Source organism: Bacteroides sp. AM54-2NS (genome assembly GCF_003602935.1).
Classification (GTDB): domain Bacteria; phylum Bacteroidota; class Bacteroidia; order Bacteroidales; family Bacteroidaceae; genus Bacteroides; species Bacteroides xylanisolvens.
Map to the genome: position 1 here is coordinate 1 of NZ_QTMZ01000012.1, position 20,241 is coordinate 20,241.

Annotated in this window: 7 protein-coding genes, 2 tRNA genes and 7 pseudogenes; 9 read left to right on the forward strand and 7 right to left on the reverse strand. The window is 42.6% G+C overall.

What is annotated here, in order from left to right:
- Nucleotides 1-222 precede the first annotated feature (222 nt).
- The 3 genes and pseudogenes from DXA05_RS09480 to feoB all read right to left on the reverse strand — a co-directional run bounded on the left by DXA05_RS09480 (nt 223) and on the right by feoB (nt 3,043).
- Nucleotides 223-294: transfer RNA gene (locus DXA05_RS09480), tRNA-Cys, on the reverse strand.
- A 51-nt stretch (nt 295-345) separates the two neighbouring features.
- Nucleotides 346-561, reverse strand: a complete 216-nt coding sequence (locus DXA05_RS09485; RefSeq protein WP_128859106.1) for a hypothetical protein — start codon at nt 559-561, stop codon at nt 346-348.
- A pseudogene (gene feoB, locus DXA05_RS09490) lies at nt 558-3,043 on the reverse strand (ferrous iron transport protein B). Before feoB ends, DXA05_RS09485 begins: the two are co-directional and overlap by 4 nt.
- A 145-nt stretch (nt 3,044-3,188) precedes the next feature.
- Here feoB and tilS point away from each other — a divergent pair.
- A pseudogene (tilS, locus tag DXA05_RS09495) lies at nt 3,189-4,468 on the forward strand (tRNA lysidine(34) synthetase TilS).
- On the opposite strand, the gene DXA05_RS09500 reads toward tilS, so the two are convergent.
- On the reverse strand, nt 4,453-5,289 hold the full coding sequence (locus tag DXA05_RS09500) for a 4Fe-4S binding protein (protein ID WP_004312931.1): 837 nt from the start codon (nt 5,287-5,289) through the stop codon (nt 4,453-4,455). The pseudogene tilS and the gene DXA05_RS09500 sit on opposite strands and share 16 nt — an antisense overlap.
- A 236-nt stretch (nt 5,290-5,525) precedes the next feature.
- Between DXA05_RS09500 and rho the strand changes: the two are divergent.
- The 7 genes and pseudogenes from rho (at nt 5,526) to DXA05_RS09535 (ending at nt 14,938) form a co-directional block, all read left to right on the forward strand.
- Nucleotides 5,526-7,783: pseudogene (gene rho, locus DXA05_RS09505) on the forward strand (transcription termination factor Rho).
- Between the two features lie 286 nt (nt 7,784-8,069).
- Nucleotides 8,070-9,535 (forward strand): annotated as a pseudogene (locus DXA05_RS09510) (sulfatase-like hydrolase/transferase).
- Nucleotides 9,536-9,808: 273 nt separating this feature from the next.
- A complete protein-coding gene (locus tag DXA05_RS09515; protein WP_008025832.1) occupies nt 9,809-11,131 on the forward strand; it encodes an MATE family efflux transporter in 1,323 nt (440 codons plus the stop codon).
- 104 nt (nt 11,132-11,235) lie between these two features.
- Nucleotides 11,236-12,558 (forward strand): signal recognition particle protein, encoded by a 1,323-nt coding sequence (gene ffh, locus DXA05_RS09520; protein WP_004312925.1) that lies wholly within the window; start codon nt 11,236-11,238, stop codon nt 12,556-12,558.
- Nucleotides 12,559-12,767: 209 nt separating this feature from the next.
- Nucleotides 12,768-13,648: pseudogene (gene folD, locus DXA05_RS09525) on the forward strand (bifunctional methylenetetrahydrofolate dehydrogenase/methenyltetrahydrofolate cyclohydrolase FolD).
- Nucleotides 13,645-14,793: pseudogene (locus DXA05_RS09530) on the forward strand (CapA family protein); the annotation flags it as partial. The pseudogenes folD and DXA05_RS09530, both read left to right, overlap by 4 nt.
- Nucleotides 14,794-14,862: 69 nt before the next feature.
- Nucleotides 14,863-14,938: transfer RNA gene (locus DXA05_RS09535), tRNA-His, on the forward strand.
- A gap of 824 nt (nt 14,939-15,762) precedes the next feature.
- Here the strand turns inward: DXA05_RS09535 and DXA05_RS09545 are convergent.
- Both DXA05_RS09545 and DXA05_RS28345 read right to left on the reverse strand, forming a co-directional pair.
- Nucleotides 15,763-16,944: an acyltransferase gene (locus tag DXA05_RS09545; protein WP_083444190.1), complete on the reverse strand. Its 1,182-nt coding sequence runs from the start codon at nt 16,942-16,944 to the stop codon at nt 15,763-15,765.
- A gap of 60 nt (nt 16,945-17,004) precedes the next feature.
- A pseudogene (locus DXA05_RS28345) lies at nt 17,005-17,537 on the reverse strand (Crp/Fnr family transcriptional regulator).
- A gap of 304 nt (nt 17,538-17,841) precedes the next feature.
- Here DXA05_RS28345 and DXA05_RS09555 point away from each other — a divergent pair.
- Nucleotides 17,842-18,075 carry a PspC domain-containing protein gene (locus DXA05_RS09555; RefSeq protein ID WP_128859107.1) on the forward strand — a complete coding sequence of 78 codons (234 nt, stop codon included), beginning with the start codon at nt 17,842-17,844 and terminating at the stop codon, nt 18,073-18,075.
- A gap of 100 nt (nt 18,076-18,175) precedes the next feature.
- Here the strand turns inward: DXA05_RS09555 and DXA05_RS09560 are convergent, their stop codons facing one another.
- The gene (locus tag DXA05_RS09560; protein ID WP_128859108.1) at nt 18,176-20,041 is read right to left on the reverse strand and encodes a DNA polymerase III subunit gamma/tau; all 1,866 of its coding nucleotides are present in this window, start codon (nt 20,039-20,041) and stop codon (nt 18,176-18,178) included.
- Nucleotides 20,042-20,241 lie beyond the last annotated feature (200 nt).

The window sequence follows — 20,241 nt, forward strand, 5'->3', positions numbered from 1 at the left end:
GCAAGAACAAGCTTAAAGAAGCAACAGGATCAATCGTTTGGGAAGAGGATGTTTTCATGATGCAAAAATAAGAATTTTAACGCAATCCCCCAAGGTTTCAGACTGAGCCGTTTTTGTAGTACCATTCCCAATACAGCTTTAAAAAGGTGGGAACAAAGTGGGAACATTTTCAGTTAAGAGCAAAGAAAAGCCCTTCCAGAAAACATCTGAAAGGGCTTCGTGAGGTTCCTGGCGGATTCGAACCGCCGTACACGGTTTTGCAGACCGCTGACTAAGCCACTCATCCAAGGAACCATTATCTCTCGTTTGCGGTTGCAAAGGTAGTACAAATTTTGAAACTACCAACTATCCGCAGCAATTTTTCTTTGTACTTTTTTTCTTTACATCACACTCTCTGCGTTTCTTCTCCATCATATCCTTTAGTTCACAGCCACTTACGCAGCTGTCACAAGGATTCTGATTTTCCCGCGTACGACGAAAAAAAAGAAATATTCCATATACGACACGGGTAATGCAGAGCACAACGAGTACTCCGACTACCCACTCTTGCCAATTATTCATACAAACAATCCTCCAATCTGATAAACAGCAAATGATACAAGCCAAGCTAATGCCGTTGTATAGCAGGCAGCAAAAAGCGCCCATTTCCAACTACCCGATTCCTGTTTGATAGCCGCCAACGCCGCAATGCACGGGAAGTAAATCAATACAAACAGCATATAACAAAAAGCGACCAATGGAGTAATCGGAATACGTTCTGCCAAACTCACCGAGTCAGCATCCGGATCATCTGCATACAAAACGCCTAACGTACTTACCACCAATTCTTTCGCCCCTACACCGGAAAGCAAGCCAATACCTAATTTCCAATCAAATCCCAATGGCTTTATTACCGGCTCTATTCCGCGCCCCAACTGACCGATATAAGAATTTTCCTGCTGTTCGGCAACCGTTTCATAAGCATCATGATTCGGATAATATCCCAGAAACCAGATAATAATAGAAGCAATCATAATAATTCCGCCCATCTTTTTCAGATACTGCGCTCCCTTTTCCCATGTATGACGGAAGATAGACTTCGCTGTCGGCATTCGGTAAGGAGGAAGCTCCATCACAAACGGCGTATCATCACCCTTTATCAGAAACTTGCTAAACAAGCGAGCCATTACCACGGCCAGCACAATACCAATCACATAGATACTTAACAGCACCAAACTTGCATTGTTCGGGAAGAAAGCACCCACCAACAATAAATAAATCGGCAGACGCGCACTACAAGACATCAATGGATTCACCAATATGGTAATGAGACGACTCTTCCGGTTCTCAATAGTACGGGACGCTATAATCGCAGGCACATTACATCCGAATCCCATAATCAGAGGAATAAACGACTTTCCGTGCAACCCCATTTTATGCATGATCTTATCCATGATAAAAGCCGCACGAGCCATATAACCAGAATCCTCCATGATAGAAATACAGAAATACAGAATCAGGATATTCGGTAAGAAAACAATGACAGCTCCTACCCCACCGATAATTCCATCAATCAGCAGATCTTTAAATGGACCTTCCGACATGTTATTGCGCAGCAATTCACCAAGCTGCTCTACCATCCATTCAATCCCCATCATCGGATATTCGCCAATGACAAATGTACCTTCAAACATCAGATACATAAAAAGAAAGAAAATAGGAAATCCCCAGACACGATGAGTTACAATCGAATCCAATACCTTTGTTGTCTGCGCCTGTTCCAGATGATTATCCGTGAACGTTTCTTTCAACGCACCACTGATAAATCCATATTTAGCATCAGTAATAGCCGATTCACAATCCTCATTCATTGTCTCCTGAACACGCTTCGACATCTTGTCGCGGACATGGAAAATTTCATCCGCATTCGGCAATGTGCGTACAATACGCTCAATGTCAGGATCATTCTCCAACAATTTAATGGAGAGGAAACGGGTAGAATATTTATGCCGGATAAACTCGTTCTTGGACACTTCACTTTTTACAGCCTCAATCGCTTTTTCTATATCAGGACCGTGATTTATATGAATATGCCGGAAGACACGCCCCGTCTTTTTATGTTCACGCACATAATCTTCCAGATGCTCTTCCTCATGGTTCTTACGGTCTTCCAAAGAGTCATGCCATTCAGTCAAGTCTTTGAGGACTTCCGGATTCATGTTTCCCTGTTTATCGAAGAAGTCTACTCCTTCATACAGATTGATAACTACATGAAACAACGTATCCAATCCACGATTTTTCTTACTGGCAGTAGGCAGCATCGGCACCCCGAACAACTTGCTCAACAATGGTAATCCAATGTATTTCCACTGGCTTCCAGTTCATCATAGATATTCAGAGCCACTACCATGCGGACATTCATATCTATCAATTGAGTAGTCAGATATAAGTTTCGCTCCAGATTAGAAGAATCGACGACATTAATAATCACGTCAGGAGTTTCATCGATAATATGACGGCGAACATAGATTTCTTCCGGCGTATAAGCAGATAAAGAATAAGTTCCCGGCAGATCGACAATACGGAAATGATAACCTTCGAAGTCAAAATAACCTTCTTTGGCATCCACGGTCACACCGCTGTAATTGCCTACATGCTCATGAGCACCGGACGCAAGATTAAACAAAGAAGTCTTGCCACTGTTCGGATTTCCGACCAAGGCAACATTGATGGTGCGACGTTTACCTAACGCCAACCGTTTCATATCTTCTTCTTTTACTGAAAGGTCTTCGGGTAATCCTTCATGATAAACAGTCTTTTCAGCCAGTTCTTTTGCCTCCTCCTCGCTGATTACTTCGATCATTTCAGCTTCCTGACGACGAAGAGATATTTCATAACCTAAGACTTTATATTTTATGGGATCTTTTAGGGGAGCGTTCAACAGCACTTCAACCGTTTTACCTTTAATGAAGCCCATCTCCACAATACGTTTACGAAAACCACCGTGCCCCAATACCTTTACAATAACACCTTTTTCTCCTGTTTTTAATTCGGACAAACGCATAACTCTCAAAATTTTCGGCAAAGATAATTCATAACTTCGGAGCACGCAAATTATTTAGAATGTTTTTAAATAGCAGCCATTTTCTTCCTCCAAAAGATTTAGGAAAAATAAAAAAACTTATTGATAAACTCGTATCTTTGCAGATATGATACAACAACGCGTTACAAAATATATAGAAAAAGAACATTTGTTCTCACTGGATGCCAAAGTCCTGATTGCATTGAGTGGCGGTGCCGACTCGGTGGCACTGCTATGTATTCTGCACACAGCAGGTTATCATTGCGAAGCCGCACACTGTAATTTCCACCTGCGAGGCGAAGAATCAGACCGGGATGAACTGTTTGTCCGCCAACTTTGCAAAAGAACCGGGATCCATTTGCATACAATTGATTTTAACACGACACAATACGCAAAGGAAAAACAGATTTCGATTGAAATGGCTGCACGGGAATTACGCTATGACTGGTTCGAGAAAACGAGAAAAGAATGCCAGGCAGATGTGATCGCCGTAGCACATCATCAGGATGATAGCGTAGAAACCATACTACTCAATCTGATTCGAGGTACAGGAATTACCGGTTTATTAGGAATCCGCCCCCGCAACGGAGCAATCGTACGGCCTCTGCTTTGCGTCAATCGAGAAGATATCATTCATTATCTGGAGAGCATCGGACAAGATTATGTAACAGACAGCACCAATCTGGAAGACGAATATACCCGTAACAAAATCCGACTCAATCTCCTTCCTCTTATGCAGGAAATCAATCCGTCAGTCAAAAAGAATCTGATAGACACGAGCAATTATCTGAATGATGTAGCTACCATATATAATAAATGCATAGAGGAAACCAAAAATAATATTGTAACGACAGAAGGTATCCGAATCAGTGATTTAGTAAAGGAACCGGCACCCGAAGCTATTCTATTCGAAATCTTGCATCCTCTAGGCTTCAATTCTGCACAAATCAAAGATATTGCCTTTTCGCTTCACAGCCAACCGGGCAAACAATTTTGCAGTAAAAAATGGAGAGTGATAAAAGACAGGGAATTCTTTTTAATAGAAGCAATCGAATCTAGAAATGAAGTTCTTCCTCCTTTTCAAATCATCAAAGAAGAAAAAGAATACACCCCTGATTTCCTAATTCCACGCGACAAAGGAATAGCCTGTTTTGATGCCGACAAACTGAATGGAGATATTCATTACCGGAAATGGCAGACAGGAGACACTTTTATTCCTTTCGGAATGAAAGGAAAGAAAAAATAAGCGATTATCTGACCGACCGCAAATTTTCTATCAGTCAAAAAGAACGCCAGTGGGTACTCTGTTGTGGAGAACACATTGCGTGGCTGATAGGCGAACGAACAGACAACCGCTTTCGTATTGATGAAACAACTAAGCGTGTCGTAATCTACAAAATAGTTTGAGGCAATTTCTGTTTCTTGAAGCAATCTGACAACAAAGCCGCAAAAGGAGTATCATACACCCGTGCTTTTTTAACGCAGGCTTTTACACAGGCACAACACTTGATACATTTAGCTTCATCTGTATGCAGTTCATCCCCTTTCGTTATAGCCCCTGCCGGACAACGGACCACACACAATCCACAATGGGTGCACAAATTTTCATCCTCCACCCAAGGAGTGCGGGGAAGCGGTGTTCCACTTTTACGTAACTTGATAACTTTCCTCAAAAAGCGAAACAAAGGAAAAAATGGCTGGCTCGGACGTTTAATAGCACGTACGTCTACCGGATAAAGGGTATCCATGCTATCAGCAGCCTGTATTTTTTCCATGATTTTCTTCCCAAATTCCGTAGCAAAGGCTAAATCCGACTCATCGGGACGTCCCACCGCAATCGGATGTTTATCAGTACTATATGAATGTTCTCCAATAAAAGTTGCCCCGGCAATCACTTTCAATCCATGAGGAATAGCAAAAGCATCCAGTTCCATTAAAGCTTTTTCATAAGCACGGTTTCCATACACCACCACCAAAACGGTCGGAGTATCCACTCCCCGGATGTACTGCAAACGCTCCATTGCCAGAGGAGCGACATGACCTCCATACACAGGCACTACAATAATGGCCAAAGCAGATGCAGGAATCACGATTTCATCTGCAATTTGCTGCGTTACATTAATAGGAAGGATATTTTTTATGCCCGTACCGTGAACAATCGCTTCCGCAACTTGTTTAGATGTGTGTGTAGGCGAAAAATAAATTAAATGAGCTTCATTTACTGTCATACCATTTTCTTTTATGTAGCAAAGATACACTTTTACGTGGAAAAAAATGTTTGATTGTTCATGAAACCAAAAAAAATTATTATCTTTGCCCCGTTGAAACATTCTACGATTCAACATATACATCCCTAATTCAGAATAAAAAACAAAACGTATGCTTGCATATCTGTAGCCATAAGCTGTAGTAATGCTGTCCGTAATTCAGCAAAAAAAGAAATATTAATAACTTACCATACTATATGTATAACATTATCCAATTAAACGACAAAAATCTGTCGGAACTTCAAGTTATTGCCAAAGAGTTAGGCATAAAAAAAGCAGACTCATACAAAAAAGAAGACCTTGTTTATAAGATACTCGATGAACAGGCTATTGTAGGAGCTACTAAGAAAGTTGCCGCAGATAAGCTCAAAGAAGAACGCAAAAATGAAGAACAAAAGAAAAAGCGTTCACGGGTAGCTCCTACCAAAAAGAAGACAAGGTAGTTTCCACACCAAAGAGTGGAGAGGTTAATAAAACAAAAGAAGCCACTCCTGTAAAAGCACCACAACCTTCCAAGAAAGAAGAAAGTACAAACAAAGAAAAAGAAGCTCCTGTTGTAGAAGCTAAAGCAGAAAACGCTACTACTGCTCCCAAGCGTAAAGTGGGCCGTCCACGCAAGAGCGCTGATGCAGAAGAGAAAAAAGAAGTAGAAAATGTAACACCGGCTGCTCCCAAAGTGGTGGAAACTAAGCCTGTTGTTGCAGAGAAAACTACTGAAACAAAAGAAAAAGCTGCTCCAGCACAACAGCCGACTGCTGAAAAGAAAGCAAAAAGCAAACCGGCTGCAGAAACAAATAAACCAGCCGCAGAGCCAAACAAGCCTGTTGCAGAGAAAAAAGTTATAGATAAACCACAAAAGAAAGCCGCACCCGTTATCGACGAGGAAAGCAATATCTTATCCAGCGTTGACGATGATGATTTTATTCCAATCGAAGATCTGCCTTCTGAAAAAATAGAGCTTCCTACCGAACTCTTCGGCAAATTCGAGGCAACTAAAACAGAACCTGTGCAAACAGCACCTGAACAGCCATCTCATCCTCAACAGCAACAACAATCTCAACAGCAGCAAGCACAGCAGCAACGCCCGCGTATTGTTCGTCCACGCGACAATAACAACGGTAATAACAATGTGAACAATAATAGCAATAACGCTAATAACAACAATAATAATTTCCAACGTAATAACAATAATCAAAATCAGGTTCAGAATCAGAACCAACAACGCTTACCGATGCCACGTGCCACTCAGCAAAACCATGCGAACGAGAATCTTCCGGCACAACAGCAACAACAGCAGGAGCGCAAGGTTATTGAACGCGAAAAGCCTTACGAATTCGATGATATTCTCAACGGAGTAGGCGTTCTGGAAATCATGCAGGATGGATACGGATTCCTCCGTTCTTCCGATTACAACTACCTTTCTTCTCCGGACGACATTTATGTATCACAATCTCAAATCAAACTCTTTGGTTTGAAAACCGGTGATGTAGTGGAAGGTGTTATCCGTCCACCCAAAGAAGGAGAAAAATATTTCCCGTTGGTAAAAGTGTCGAAAATTAACGGACGTGACGCAGCTTTCGTTCGCGACCGTGTTCCTTTCGAACATCTGACACCTCTTTTCCCGGATGAAAAGTTCAAACTTTGCAAAGGCGGTTATTCAGACTCCATGTCTGCACGCGTTGTTGACCTTTTCGCTCCTATCGGTAAAGGACAACGTGCCTTGATCGTTGCCCAGCCAAAGACAGGTAAGACTATCTTAATGAAAGATATCGCTAACGCTATTGCAGCCAATCACCCGGAAGTTTACATGATTATGCTGCTGATTGACGAACGTCCGGAAGAAGTAACCGATATGGCACGCAGCGTTAATGCAGAAGTTATCGCTTCTACTTTCGACGAACCGGCAGAACGTCACGTAAAAATTGCAGGTATCGTATTGGAAAAGGCAAAACGTTTGGTAGAATGTGGTCACGACGTAGTGATCTTCCTTGATTCTATCACCCGTCTGGCTCGTGCATACAATACAGTATCTCCTGCATCCGGTAAAGTTCTTTCCGGTGGTGTGGATGCAAACGCACTTCACAAACCTAAACGTTTCTTCGGTGCTGCCCGTAATATTGAAAACGGCGGCTCGTTGACCATCATCGCTACCGCATTGATCGATACCGGTTCTAAAATGGACGAAGTTATCTTCGAAGAATTTAAGGGTACCGGCAACATGGAGTTGCAGCTCGACCGCAACCTGTCCAACAAACGTATCTTCCCGGCAGTCAACATTACTGCATCCAGCACTCGTCGCGACGACCTGTTGCTTGATAAGACAACTCTTGACCGCATGTGGATATTACGTAAATATCTTGCAGACATGAATCCGATCGAAGCAATGGACTTCGTTAAAGACCGTTTGGAAAAGACCAGAGATAACGATGAATTCCTGATGAGCATGAACAGCTAATTAGCGGTAAACGATAAATGATGAACGGTGAACAAACTGCGTCCTAATAATTGCAGTTTGTTCACCGTTCTCTTTTTTAGCCACCCCGTTAATCAATAACCACTTGCCGTTCATCCTTCACAATCCAACGTTCATCAGCAATAGTTCCCCCTAATCATCCATCACACATTACATTTTTGTACAAAATACTTTCACTTGCGTCCAAAACTACTACTTCACCCTTTTTTGCGTTTCCTTTTTTCCTACTTTTGTTTCAAAATCAACTATTACTTAATTCTAACCAGTAATGAAAACTATTTATCCATTCATGGGATTAGCCCTATGCGGCGTAGCAGCCCAAGCTCAAGAAAAGCCCAATTTCCTGATTATCCAGTGCGACCATTTGACACAACGCGTCGTCGGAGCTTACGGGCAAACACAAGGCTGCACCCTCCCTATTGACGAAGTCGCTTCACGAGGAGTTATCTTCTCCAATGCTTATGTAGGCTGCCCTCTCAGCCAACCTTCACGCGCAGCTTTATGGAGCGGCATGATGCCTCATCAAACGAATGTACGTTCGAACTCCAGCGAACCTATCAACCCACGTATTCCCGAAAATGTACCGACACTAGGAAGCCTTTTTTCCGAAAACGGTTACGAAGCCGTACACTTCGGAAAAACACACGACATGGGCTCCCTAAGAGGATTCAAACACAAAGAACCGGTAGCCAAACCATTCACTGATCCGGAGTTCCCGGTTAATAACGACAGCTTCCTGGACGTAGGAACCTGCGAAGATGCTGTTGCTTATTTAAGCAACCCTCCCAAAGAACCATTCATCTGTATTGCCGATTTTCAGAACCCTCACAACATTTGCGGATTCGTAGGAGCAAATGAAGGAGTACATACCGACCGCCCCATCAGCGGAACTCTTCCTGAACTACCAGCCAACTTCGACGTGGAAGACTGGAACAATATCCCCAAACCGGTGCAATACATCTGTTGCAGCCATCGCCGCATGACCCAGGCCTCTCATTGGAATGAAGAGAATTACCGTCATTACATTGCCGCTTTCCAGCACTATACTAAAATGGTGTCCAAGCAAGTAGACAGTGTATTAAAAGCTCTTTACTCCACTCCTGCCGGAAGAAACACCATCGTTGTTATCATGGCCGATCATGGCGACGGAATGGCTTCACACCGTATGGTGACCAAGCATATCAGTTTCTATGATGAAATGACAAACGTTCCGTTTATCTTTGCAGGTCCCGGCATCAAACAACAGAAAAAACCGGTAGATCAACTATTGACACAGCCTACGCTGGATCTTTTGCCTACCCTTTGTGATTTGGCAGGAATTTCCGTTCCGGTCGAAAAACAGGGAATCAGTCTCGCACCCACATTAAAAGGAGAGAAACAGAAAAAGACTCACCCTTATGTAGTTTCCGAATGGCACAGCGAATATGAATATGTCGTTACCCCCGGACGTATGGTACGCGGACCGAGATACAAATACACGCACTATCTGGAAGGCAACGGAGAAGAACTATATGATATGAAAAAAGATCCGGGAGAACGCAAGAATCTCGCCAAAGATCCGAAATACAGTAAAGTTCTGGCAGAACACCGTGCCATGCTTGATGATTACATCACCCGCACAAAAGATGACTACCGAAGCTTGAAAGTAGATGCTGATCCACGATGCAGAAACCATACTCCCGGCTACCCCAACCACGAGGTCCTGGAGTTCGAGAAATACTCAAAAGAAAATAAATAATAAAAAAGAGTGAAGACGACAAAGAAATCTTCACTCTTTTTAGTTCTTTCGCTGGCAAACTTACAAGCAAGCAGCGCACTAGTATAGCCCAAGAACACCGGCAAACACGAATCATCCGGTTCATATTAAGCCGTAAGGGAGACATGCTTCATTCCGAATCAACTAACGATAAAACTCCCGAAGGTCCGGAAATAGTTTTCATCTACCCCATCGCTTCCGAATCGAAATAAAGCACTATCTTTGCAAAGTGTAAACTTAAACGCTTAATTATGTATACCAACAAACAGATTTGGAGTGTCAGTTACCCGATACTACTAAGCTTGCTGGCACAAAATGTCATCAATGTCACCGACACAGCATTCCTCGGACACGTGAGTGAGGTAGCTCTTGGAGCATCGGCTATGGGCGGGTTATTTTATATATGTGTATTCACCATCGCATTCGGATTCAGTACCGGTTCGCAGATTGTCATAGCGCGACGCAATGGCGAAGGCCGCTATTCAGATGTCGGCCCTGTCATGATTCAGGGAGTCATGTTCCTGTTCGTGATGGCACTGCTGCTATTTGGATTCACCAAGGCATTCGGTGGAAACATCATGCGTTTGCTAGTTTCTTCAGAATCCATCTACGAAGGAACAATGGAGTTTCTGGACTGGCGTATTTACGGATTCTTTTTCTCTTTTATCAATGTCATGTTCCGGGCATTGTACATCGGCATTACACGCACTAAAGTGCTAACCATCAATGCCATTGTCATGGCATTAACCAATGTCGTACTGGACTATGCATTAATCTTCGGAAAGTTCGGTTTGCCGGAAATGGGTATCAAAGGGGCTGCTATTGCTTCCGTATTGGCAGAAGCCTCCTCCATTCTCTTTTTCGTCATCTATACGTATGCCACGGTCGATTTAAAGAAATACGGTATGAACCGCCTGCGCACATTCGACCCTGCATTGCTGATGCGGATCCTTAGTATCTCCTGCTTCACCATGCTGCAATATTTCCTGTCGATGGCTACCTGGTTTGTTTTCTTCGTAGCCGTAGAACGGTTAGGACAACGGGAACTGGCGATTGCCAATATCGTCCGGAGTATTTATGTCGTATTGCTGATTCCGGTCAACGCACTGGCTACGACTACCAACAGTCTTGTCAGCAATGCTATTGGTGCAGGAGGCATCCAGCACGTGATGCCGCTCATTAATAAAATTGCGCGTTTCTCCTTTTTCATCATGCTGGGGTTAGTAGCGGTATCGGCACTGTTTCCGCAGTTCCTGCTCTCTATCTACACCAGTGAAGCTGCGCTCATTACGGAGTCCGTACCTTCGGTATATGTAATTTGTTGCGCCATGCTTATCGCATCCGTAGCCAACGTGGTGTTCAACGGTATCTCCGGAACAGGAAATACACAGGCAGCCCTGTTGCTCGAAACAATTACAATTATCATCTACGGATCATACATCATTTTCATCGGAATGTGGCTGAAAGCACCGATCGAAATTTGCTTTACGATTGAGATTGTGTATTATAGCTTGCTGTTGATAACAAGTTATATTTATCTCAAAAAAGCAAAATGGCAGAATAAAAAGATATAAATACAAGAGATTTTTGTACATTTGCAAGTTCAAATAAAGAGTAGACGGAAAAGTCCCTCTTTCGCCCAAGTAAATTGTAATTAGTAATTCGTAATTAAATAACTATGTTCGATAATTTAAGTGAAAGACTAGAACGGTCATTCAAGATTCTGAAAGGTGAAGGCAAAATCACCGAAATCAACGTGGCGGAGACGCTGAAAGACGTACGTAAAGCACTTCTCGACGCCGACGTAAACTACAAGGTGGCAAAGAATTTCACGGATACAGTGAAAGAAAAAGCTCTTGGCCAGAACGTGCTTACGGCTGTGAAGCCAAGCCAGTTGATGGTGAAAATCGTACATGATGAACTTACACAGTTGATGGGTGGAGAGACAGCCGAGATCAATATCGACGCCCGTCCGGCAGTCATCCTGATGTCAGGTTTGCAAGGTTCGGGTAAGACCACCTTCTCCGGTAAGTTGGCACGGATGCTGAAAACCAAGAAAAACCGTAAGCCATTACTGGTGGCTTGTGACGTTTACCGTCCGGCAGCTATCGAACAGTTGCGCGTATTGGCAGAACAAATCGAAGTACCGATGTACTGCGAACTGGACAGCAAGAATCCGGTAGAAATCGCACAACACGCTATTCAGGAAGCTAAAGCCAAAGGATATGACCTCGTTATCGTCGATACAGCCGGACGTCTGGCAGTAGACGAACAGATGATGAACGAGATCGCCGCTATCAAAGAAGCAATCAACCCGAACGAAATTCTGTTCGTGGTAGACTCCATGACCGGTCAGGATGCTGTAAACACGGCTAAAGAATTCAACGAACGTCTGGACTTCAACGGTGTGGTACTGACCAAACTCGATGGTGATACCCGCGGTGGTGCGGCTCTTTCTATCCGTTCGGTAGTGAACAAACCGATCAAATTTGTTGGTACAGGTGAAAAGCTGGAAGCAATCGACCAATTCCACCCTGCCCGTATGGCCGACCGTATTCTCGGTATGGGTGACATCGTTTCATTGGTAGAACGTGCACAGGAACAATATGATGAAGAAGAGGCTAAACGTTTACAAAAGAAAATTGCCAAGAACCAATTCGACTTCAATGACTTCCTTAGCCAGATTGCACAAATCAAGAAAATGGGTAATCTGAAAGACCTTGCCTCCATGATTCCGGGAGTAGGAAAGGCAATCAAAGATATTGATATTGACGACAATGCTTTCAAAAGCATCGAAGCTATCATCTATTCCATGACTCCGGCAGAACGTTCCAACCCGGAAATACTGAACGGATCACGTCGTACACGTATCGCCAAAGGTAGCGGAACGACTATTCAGGAAGTAAACCGCCTGCTGAAACAGTTCGACCAGACTCGCAAAATGATGAAGATGGTAACTAGCAGCAAGATGGGTAAGATGATGCCTAAAATGAAAAGATAATCATTCAATAGATCCAAACTGATTATAACAAAAAAAGAGGAAGTTTCGACTTCCTCTTTTTTTTGTATCCGGAAGCCTACGGTAGAAAGTAGTTTCTCCACTAACAAACTGATAATATACTGCTCATCTCCTGACAAAAATTCCAATCCTTTTGGAGAGTTCAGTTATTTATTTTACTTTTGCCCATCACCAATAAATACTCTGAAAATATGACTCTGATAGACGGAAAAGCCATTTCCGAACAAGTGAAACAAGAGATTGCAGCCGAAGTAGCCGAAATTGTGGCTCGTGGCGGAAAACGCCCGCATCTGGCGGCTATCCTTGTTGGACACGATGGTGGTAGCGAAACGTATGTAGCTGCCAAAGTAAAAGCCTGTGAAGTATGTGGATTCAAGTCCTCCCTCATCCGTTATGAAAGTGACGTGACCGAAGAAGAACTGCTTGCCAAAGTACGCGAACTGAATGAAGACGACGATGTAGACGGCTTTATCGTACAACTTCCCTTACCTAAACATATCTCCGAACAGAAAGTAATCGAAACGATTGATTACCGTAAAGATGTAGACGGCTTCCACCCGATCAACGTAGGCCGTATGTCCATCGGACTTCCGTGCTATGTATCCGCTACTCCCAACGGTATCCTCGAATTGTTGAAACGTTACGAAATAGAGACTTCCGGCAAAAAATGTGTTGTACTCGGACGTAGCAATATCGTCGGCAAACCGATGGCTGCCTGATGATGCAGAAAGCCTATCCGGGCGATGCCACAGTGACGGTATGCCACAGCCGCAGCAAAGACCTGATAAAAGAATGTCAGGAAGCTGATATTATCATCGCTGCCCTGGGACAACCCAACTTTGTAAAAGCCGAAATGGTGAAAGAAGGTGCGGTAGTTATCGATGTTGGTACTACGCGTGTGCCGGATGCAACCAAGAAATCAGGCTTCAAGCTGACTGGTGACGTGAAGTTTGACGAAGTTGCCCCAAAATGTTCCTTTATCACTCCCGTACCGGGCGGTGTTGGACCGATGACGATTGTATCGTTAATGAAAAATACACTCTTAGCTGGCAAGAAAGCCATTTATCAATGAAACACAGCTTGTTTCTGATGATTTTACTTCTCTCTTTGTCCTGCACCTCCCAGTCGCAGGCAAAGAGAGATTCTATCATCGATACCCTGTCGGACAGCCTTTCCGCAACCGACAGTATTTCCCCCACTGATACCCTACGACTCCTTTTCGTAGGTGACCTCATGCAGCATCAAGGACAAATCAACGCTGCACGGACCTCAACCGGCTATGATTATTCCACCTGTTTTACGTACGTTAAAGAAGAAATAGGGAGAGCCGATCTCGCTATCGCCAATCTGGAAGTTACGTTAGGAGGCAAACCCTACAAAGGTTATCCTGCTTTCAGCGCACCGGACGAATTTCTGACCGCAATTCATGACGCAGGTTTCAATGTTTTAGTGACTGCCAACAATCATAGTCTCGACCGTGGCAAATCCGGACTGGAGCGTACCATTCAACTTATCGACTCGTTGAAAATTCCACATGCAGGCACGTATATCAACACCGAAGAACGCGACAAGAAATATCCTCTTTTATTGGAAAAGAACGGGTTCCGCATCGCCCTGCTCAACTATACGTATGGCACAAACGGTATCCCCGTTACTCCTCCCAATATCGTGAACTATATTGATACAACAGTTATCGCCAAAGATATTGAAGAGAGCAAAGCAATGAAACCGGACGCAATCATAGCTTGTATGCATTGGGGAATCGAATACCAGTCGCTCCCGGACAAAGAGCAGAAATTCCTTGCTGACTGGCTGATTCAAAAAGGAGTAAATCATGTCATCGGCTCCCATCCTCACGTAGTTCAACCCATTGAAGTTCGCACAGACAGCGTGACGAACGACAAACATCTCGTAGTCTATTCACTGGGAAATTATATTTCCAATATGTCCACCCGCCGCACCGATGGTGGACTGATGGTAAGAATGGAATTAGTAAAAGACAGCACAGTCCGTCTCAATAATTGCGAGTATAGTTTAGTCTGGACAGCCCGCCCCATTCAGTCCGGGAAAAAAAATCATCAATTACTCCCCGTCAATTTCCCGATTGATTCAATTCCTTTACAAGCACGTAACTCTCTGAAAATCTTCACGAATGACGCGCGAACCCTTTTCAACAAGCACAATCAGGGAATAAAAGAATATACTTTTTCGAAAAAAAATAGCAGAATCTTTTGGAGATTAGAAGATAATATCTATCTTTGCACCGCGTTAGAGAAACGCAGACATGGTGGATGTAGTTCAGTTGGTTAGAGCGTCAGATTGTGGTTCTGAATGTCGCCGGTTCGAGTCCGGTCTTCCACCCAACAAAAACCCTTGTAAGTTAAGTACTTATGAGGGTTTTCTTTTTGTTGGTAGAATATCATTCAAGTGCTAAAGTTTTTCCTACTATAAAGTTGAAAAACATAAAAACATCTGCCACCTGCAACGAAAAGCATGTAATACACTAGTTAATAAATAGTTGGAACGTTGCAGATACCTGTGGCAGATAGGTTGCAGATAAAGTATCTGCAACACGTTATATAATCAAAGAAAAAGCCTTGATTCCTTTGTGCAAAGCTATGGGATAATTGGGGTGACTCTATGGATAATTTGTGGTCTCTACGGGGAAACGACAGTATCCTTACGTAGAAACTGTAGTGTCCCGCCTTAGAAACTCTCGTTTCCTGCCGTGGAAACTGTAATTTCTAATACAGGAAACGACAGTTCCCCGCCTGGAAACGGGAAGTCAATGTATACAATAAACTTTTGCCCTCCTGGAGAATTAGCTTATGTAAGGTTTATACTGTGTTGCAGATACTTTATCTGCAACCTATCTGCCGCAGGTATCTGCAACGCTCCAACTATTTATCAACTAGTACATTACACGCTTTTCGTTGCAGGTGGCAGATGTTTTCATGTTTTTTCAACTTTATGGTAGGAGGATTACGCATCAAAATTAGGGTCACAACCATAAGTCATAAAACAAATTCACCTCTGTGCCCTCCGTGTCCTCTGTGGTGAAAAGAATCAAAAACGTGCAAGAATGAATCTATTTTAAGAATGTGATTGCCCCAAATCACTCCCCTTAATTTTCGGACTGCTCCCTTTTTTCTTTTATCTGTTTTACATTTATGTAGCAAAACTAAACTATCCCATTATCCATTTCGCAGCCTTAGGCAGCACTTTGTAAAATAATGCAACTATACACCACGATACGATAAACACAAATAAAGCTGTCGCTGGAATACGCATGAATATAGGTAAATCAATTCTGTCAATCGCTAAATAACCTATTCCTACAGCAAAATAATGTACCATATAGATGCCCAGTCCACATTTTGTTATATTCTTTAAGGCTAATATAATTAAGGGAGACGTTACCTTTACTTTTTGAATTAATAAATACCAGGCAACCGTCATTAAAAAGACATTGGGCGAACAGTATAAAAAGAATAATTCCATTTGGCGCTCTGTAATATCAGGTTGTGAAGTCATATTCCTGAATCCATAATACGTTATGGCATAACCGACACTAAAAAGAATAAGAGATAAAACAACAGTCTTTTTCATCGACAACTTGTTTCTGTCTTTCAAATAATAGCCTAAAAGCAGATAACCGCTAAAACCTGAAAAATAATATAAAGTGCCATAGTCATTCCAAGCGCAAGTACCTCCTATATAGCTGGATATATATTCTTGGCAATAAGGCAGAAATAATGTGATAAACCAAACGGATAAGAATATTTTCATTTGTTTCTCTGTTGCTTGTTTCAGCCATGCAGAAAAAAAAGGCATATACAAATATAATCCTATCAACATATATATGTACCATAAAGGAACTGTATATGTATTGAAGTTAAAAGGAATCATAAGAATATTATGCAAGCAACTATCCCAAGTTTGACTTGGAGACTCTCCTGCATACGCAAACATTTCAGACAAAACAGAATTATTCAGCCCTAAAATACCCGTAAACCACGGAAACAAGTTATATAATAAAGACCATACAATAAAAGGGACTATTACACGAAGCATCCTTTTTTTATAAAATTGTCCGATTTCCTGTTCTACCGGTAATAATAACATTCCTGTCAGCATCACAAACAACGGTACGCACGGACGCAAGAAAGCTCCATAAATACTCCCCCATAAGTTATACTCCGGATTTAAACGAGCTTCAGGAGAAACATTGAAAGGGTCTGAACAATGGATACAGATGACCATTAAAATGGCTATCACACGAATTAAATCAGCCCATACTATATGATTCACATTTTTCATTTGGTATTCAATTTTTTCAATTGCAAAGTTAGGACAATGGTATGACATTTTTTTTAAACTACTTAAAAAAGCAGAATAAAGCAATGCGAAGGAAACGAAACAACCCTATTATTTAATCTTGTTCCTCAAATGGCACAACGTAACTTGAGAGATGCCTAAAAAAGATGCAATATAACCCAAATTTACTCTTTGGAAGAGATCCGGACGTGTTTGCAACAATTCTATATATCGTTCTTCCGCTGACTTATACAGTCTTGAAATTAAACGCTTTTCATTCATTATAAAAGCCTCTTGATGCAAAATCCTTGACCAGTTCGCTATTTCTATATTAGTCTGATACAGCTTTTCTAAATCTTTTATCGGCACGGCATATAATACCGTATTTTCCAATAACTGAACAACTTCATATTCGTACCCTTGTTGGTTCCCATAAAAATTGTTCGTCGAAAAAACGATATCTCCTTCTGTACTAAACCATGAGGTGAGTTCTTTGTCGTTAATTACACAATATGAGCGTGCTATACCTTTTTCAATGAAATAAAAGTTTTTATCATTCTGGAAAGAGGACGTTAGGATATGTTTTTGGGCAGTTCCAATAAAGAGCTATGAGCAAACAGTTCATTTATGGAACTATTGCTCATGTTTGACTTGGCTTTAAGTGAGTTTATCGTATTATGCATCATTTGACTTTCACAACGCTTATTTACTCTTTCCTGTTTTTTATTAAGCGGCTACAAAAATACAAAAATGCTCCTATAATAAATAAACAAGCTGCATTTTTATATATCGCCCAGATTAGCATTTATGGATTGCTCCCCTTGCCTTCCCGTTGTTGTTTCATGACCGGGTATCCATACTTTTCTGCCATAATCTGCCGATTTTATTCGATTATCCCAATGATATTATTTATATTTGTATAGTATTCGCACTAAAACAAAGTACATCATGGAAAATGAAAAGAAATTAACCCGTTCTTCCAACCGAATGATCGCAGGTGTATGCGCCGGAATAGCCGAATATTTCGGATGGGACCCTACCTTACTAAGAATAGTGTATATATTAGCTACATTCTTCACTGCTTTCGCCGGAGTAATCATATATATAATCCTGTGGATTGTCATGCCGGGAAAAAAATCTTCAGACGGATACGAAGACCGTATGAATCAACGTTTACATTAAGATAAAAAATCAAAAGTATAGACCATATTTTCATACCGGTATCCGATATAGATAAAAGCCTTCGTTCCTGGAAGATGGTAATCCGATAGAAGTAAGTACATTAGTATAACTCCAGTCCGAACTCATCTTTCAGCTGCATCAACGCCTGATTCTTTTGAGCCATCATCTGGAATTTCTCGACACGTCCCACAGGACGTATTGTTTCCGTAGCCTCACTTACCCGCACTGTCATCACCACTTTGCTGTTTTTCAGCCTACCACGAAGATAACTCTGCAATTCAGGAATCAAAGCTGTAAAATCCTTTGCAGCAAACTCATTATCAACTACCACTTCAAAAGTCGTTGAGTTATTAAGCAATACCGGACGGAGCATCTGCATACGTTTAGTAAGAGCATCCTGTTCTTTCGGCAACTGACCGGCATATTCCTGCCAGTAATAATTCAAATCCCGATCATTGAAAATAAAATCTTCTTCCGGTTGCTGTACTCTGGGAACATGAGTGGTAACTGTATTCTGCGTTGTCTGATCGCGCTGCGGATTCTTGATAGACACGCCCAAACTAGACATCTTCATCACCGGAATTTTCCGTTCTTCCTTGACAGTCGGGGCAACTCCCGCTCCTTGCGACGGAGCAGACGAAGCCGCACCAGAAGAAGCTGATGCTCCCGGTTGCACTGCTGCAGATGCTTGCGGATGCCGGACAGTAGTGCCATTAACAGCCTGTGTTGTTACTGAAGACGGAGACGTATGAAGGGAAGCCTGCTGAACCTGGGTTGCAGAAGCGACCTGCGGCTGCTGAGCTGCGGCAGGCTGTGTGAATATGGGTTTTATGGTCTTCGTAGGGCCACGCCCACCACTCACGTCATCCCCCTCGGTGGTAAGCTGTGCAACCTGTATCAAGGTCAGTTCTACCAGCAAACGCTTATTTTTGCTGATGCGGTAATTCAAATCACACTCATTACAAAGCTTCATGGCCCGGTACAAGAAAGGTAACGGACATTTCTGCGCCTGTTCCTGATAGCGTTGGCGTATGCTCGCTCCCACCTCCAGTAGAGGCAATGTCACCGGGTCTTTCCCCACCAACAGGTCACGGAAATGAGACGATAATCCGGTAATAAAATGACTTCCGTCAAAGCCTTTATTCAATATATCATTGAAAAGCAACAAAGCATCACTTACCTTGTTTTCGAGGAAACAATCCGTCAGACGGAAATAATATTCATAATCAAGAACGTTCAGATTATCAATCACACTCTTATAGGTGATATTTCCTCCGGTAAAACTTACAACCTGGTCGAAGATAGACAAAGCATCACGCATACCACCGTCTGCCTTCATAGCTATCACGTTCAGTGCTTCCGGCTCCGCCGTGATTCCTTCTTTCGAAGCAACATACGACAGATGATTCACCGTATCTTCCACGCTTATCCGGTTAAAGTCATAAATCTGACAACGGGAAAGAATGGTAGGGAGAATCTTATGCTTCTCCGTCGTAGCCAGGATAAAGATAGCATGACGGGGAGGTTCTTCCAGCGTTTTCAGGAACGCATTGAAAGCAGATGCCGAAAGCATGTGCACCTCGTCGATGATATATACCTTATACTTACCAATCTGCGGCGGGATGCGTACTTGCTCCACCAACTGGCGAATGTCATCTACCGAATTGTTGGAAGCAGCATCGAGTTCGTGAATATTGTATGATCGCTGTTCGTTGAAAGCTACACATGACTCACACTGATTGCAAGCCTCTCCGTCGGCAGTAGGCGTCATACAATTGATGGTTTTGGCAAAGATACGCGCACAAGTGGTCTTTCCTACCCCACGTGGTCCGCAAAACAAATAAGCATGAGCCAGCTTTTGGGTAGCAATTGCATTTTTCAGCGTAGTAGTCAACGCCCGCTGTCCTACCACCGATTCGAACGTGGACGGACGGTACTTACGGGCTGAAACAATATAGTTTTCCATATCCGGGATTCTCTCTGTTTTTTTGAATTTTCGCTTACTCTGCAAAAACAGTGCAAATGAGAGCAGAGTCAAGCTAGCTTGAACTATGCCGAGTGAAGCCTGTTTTCGCTTACTCTGCAAATGTACACAAAAAAAGTGAGATGTAATAAGGGATAAAGAGAGAAGTTTTGAAGCTAAAGCGATAAGTTTTTAAGTTATTA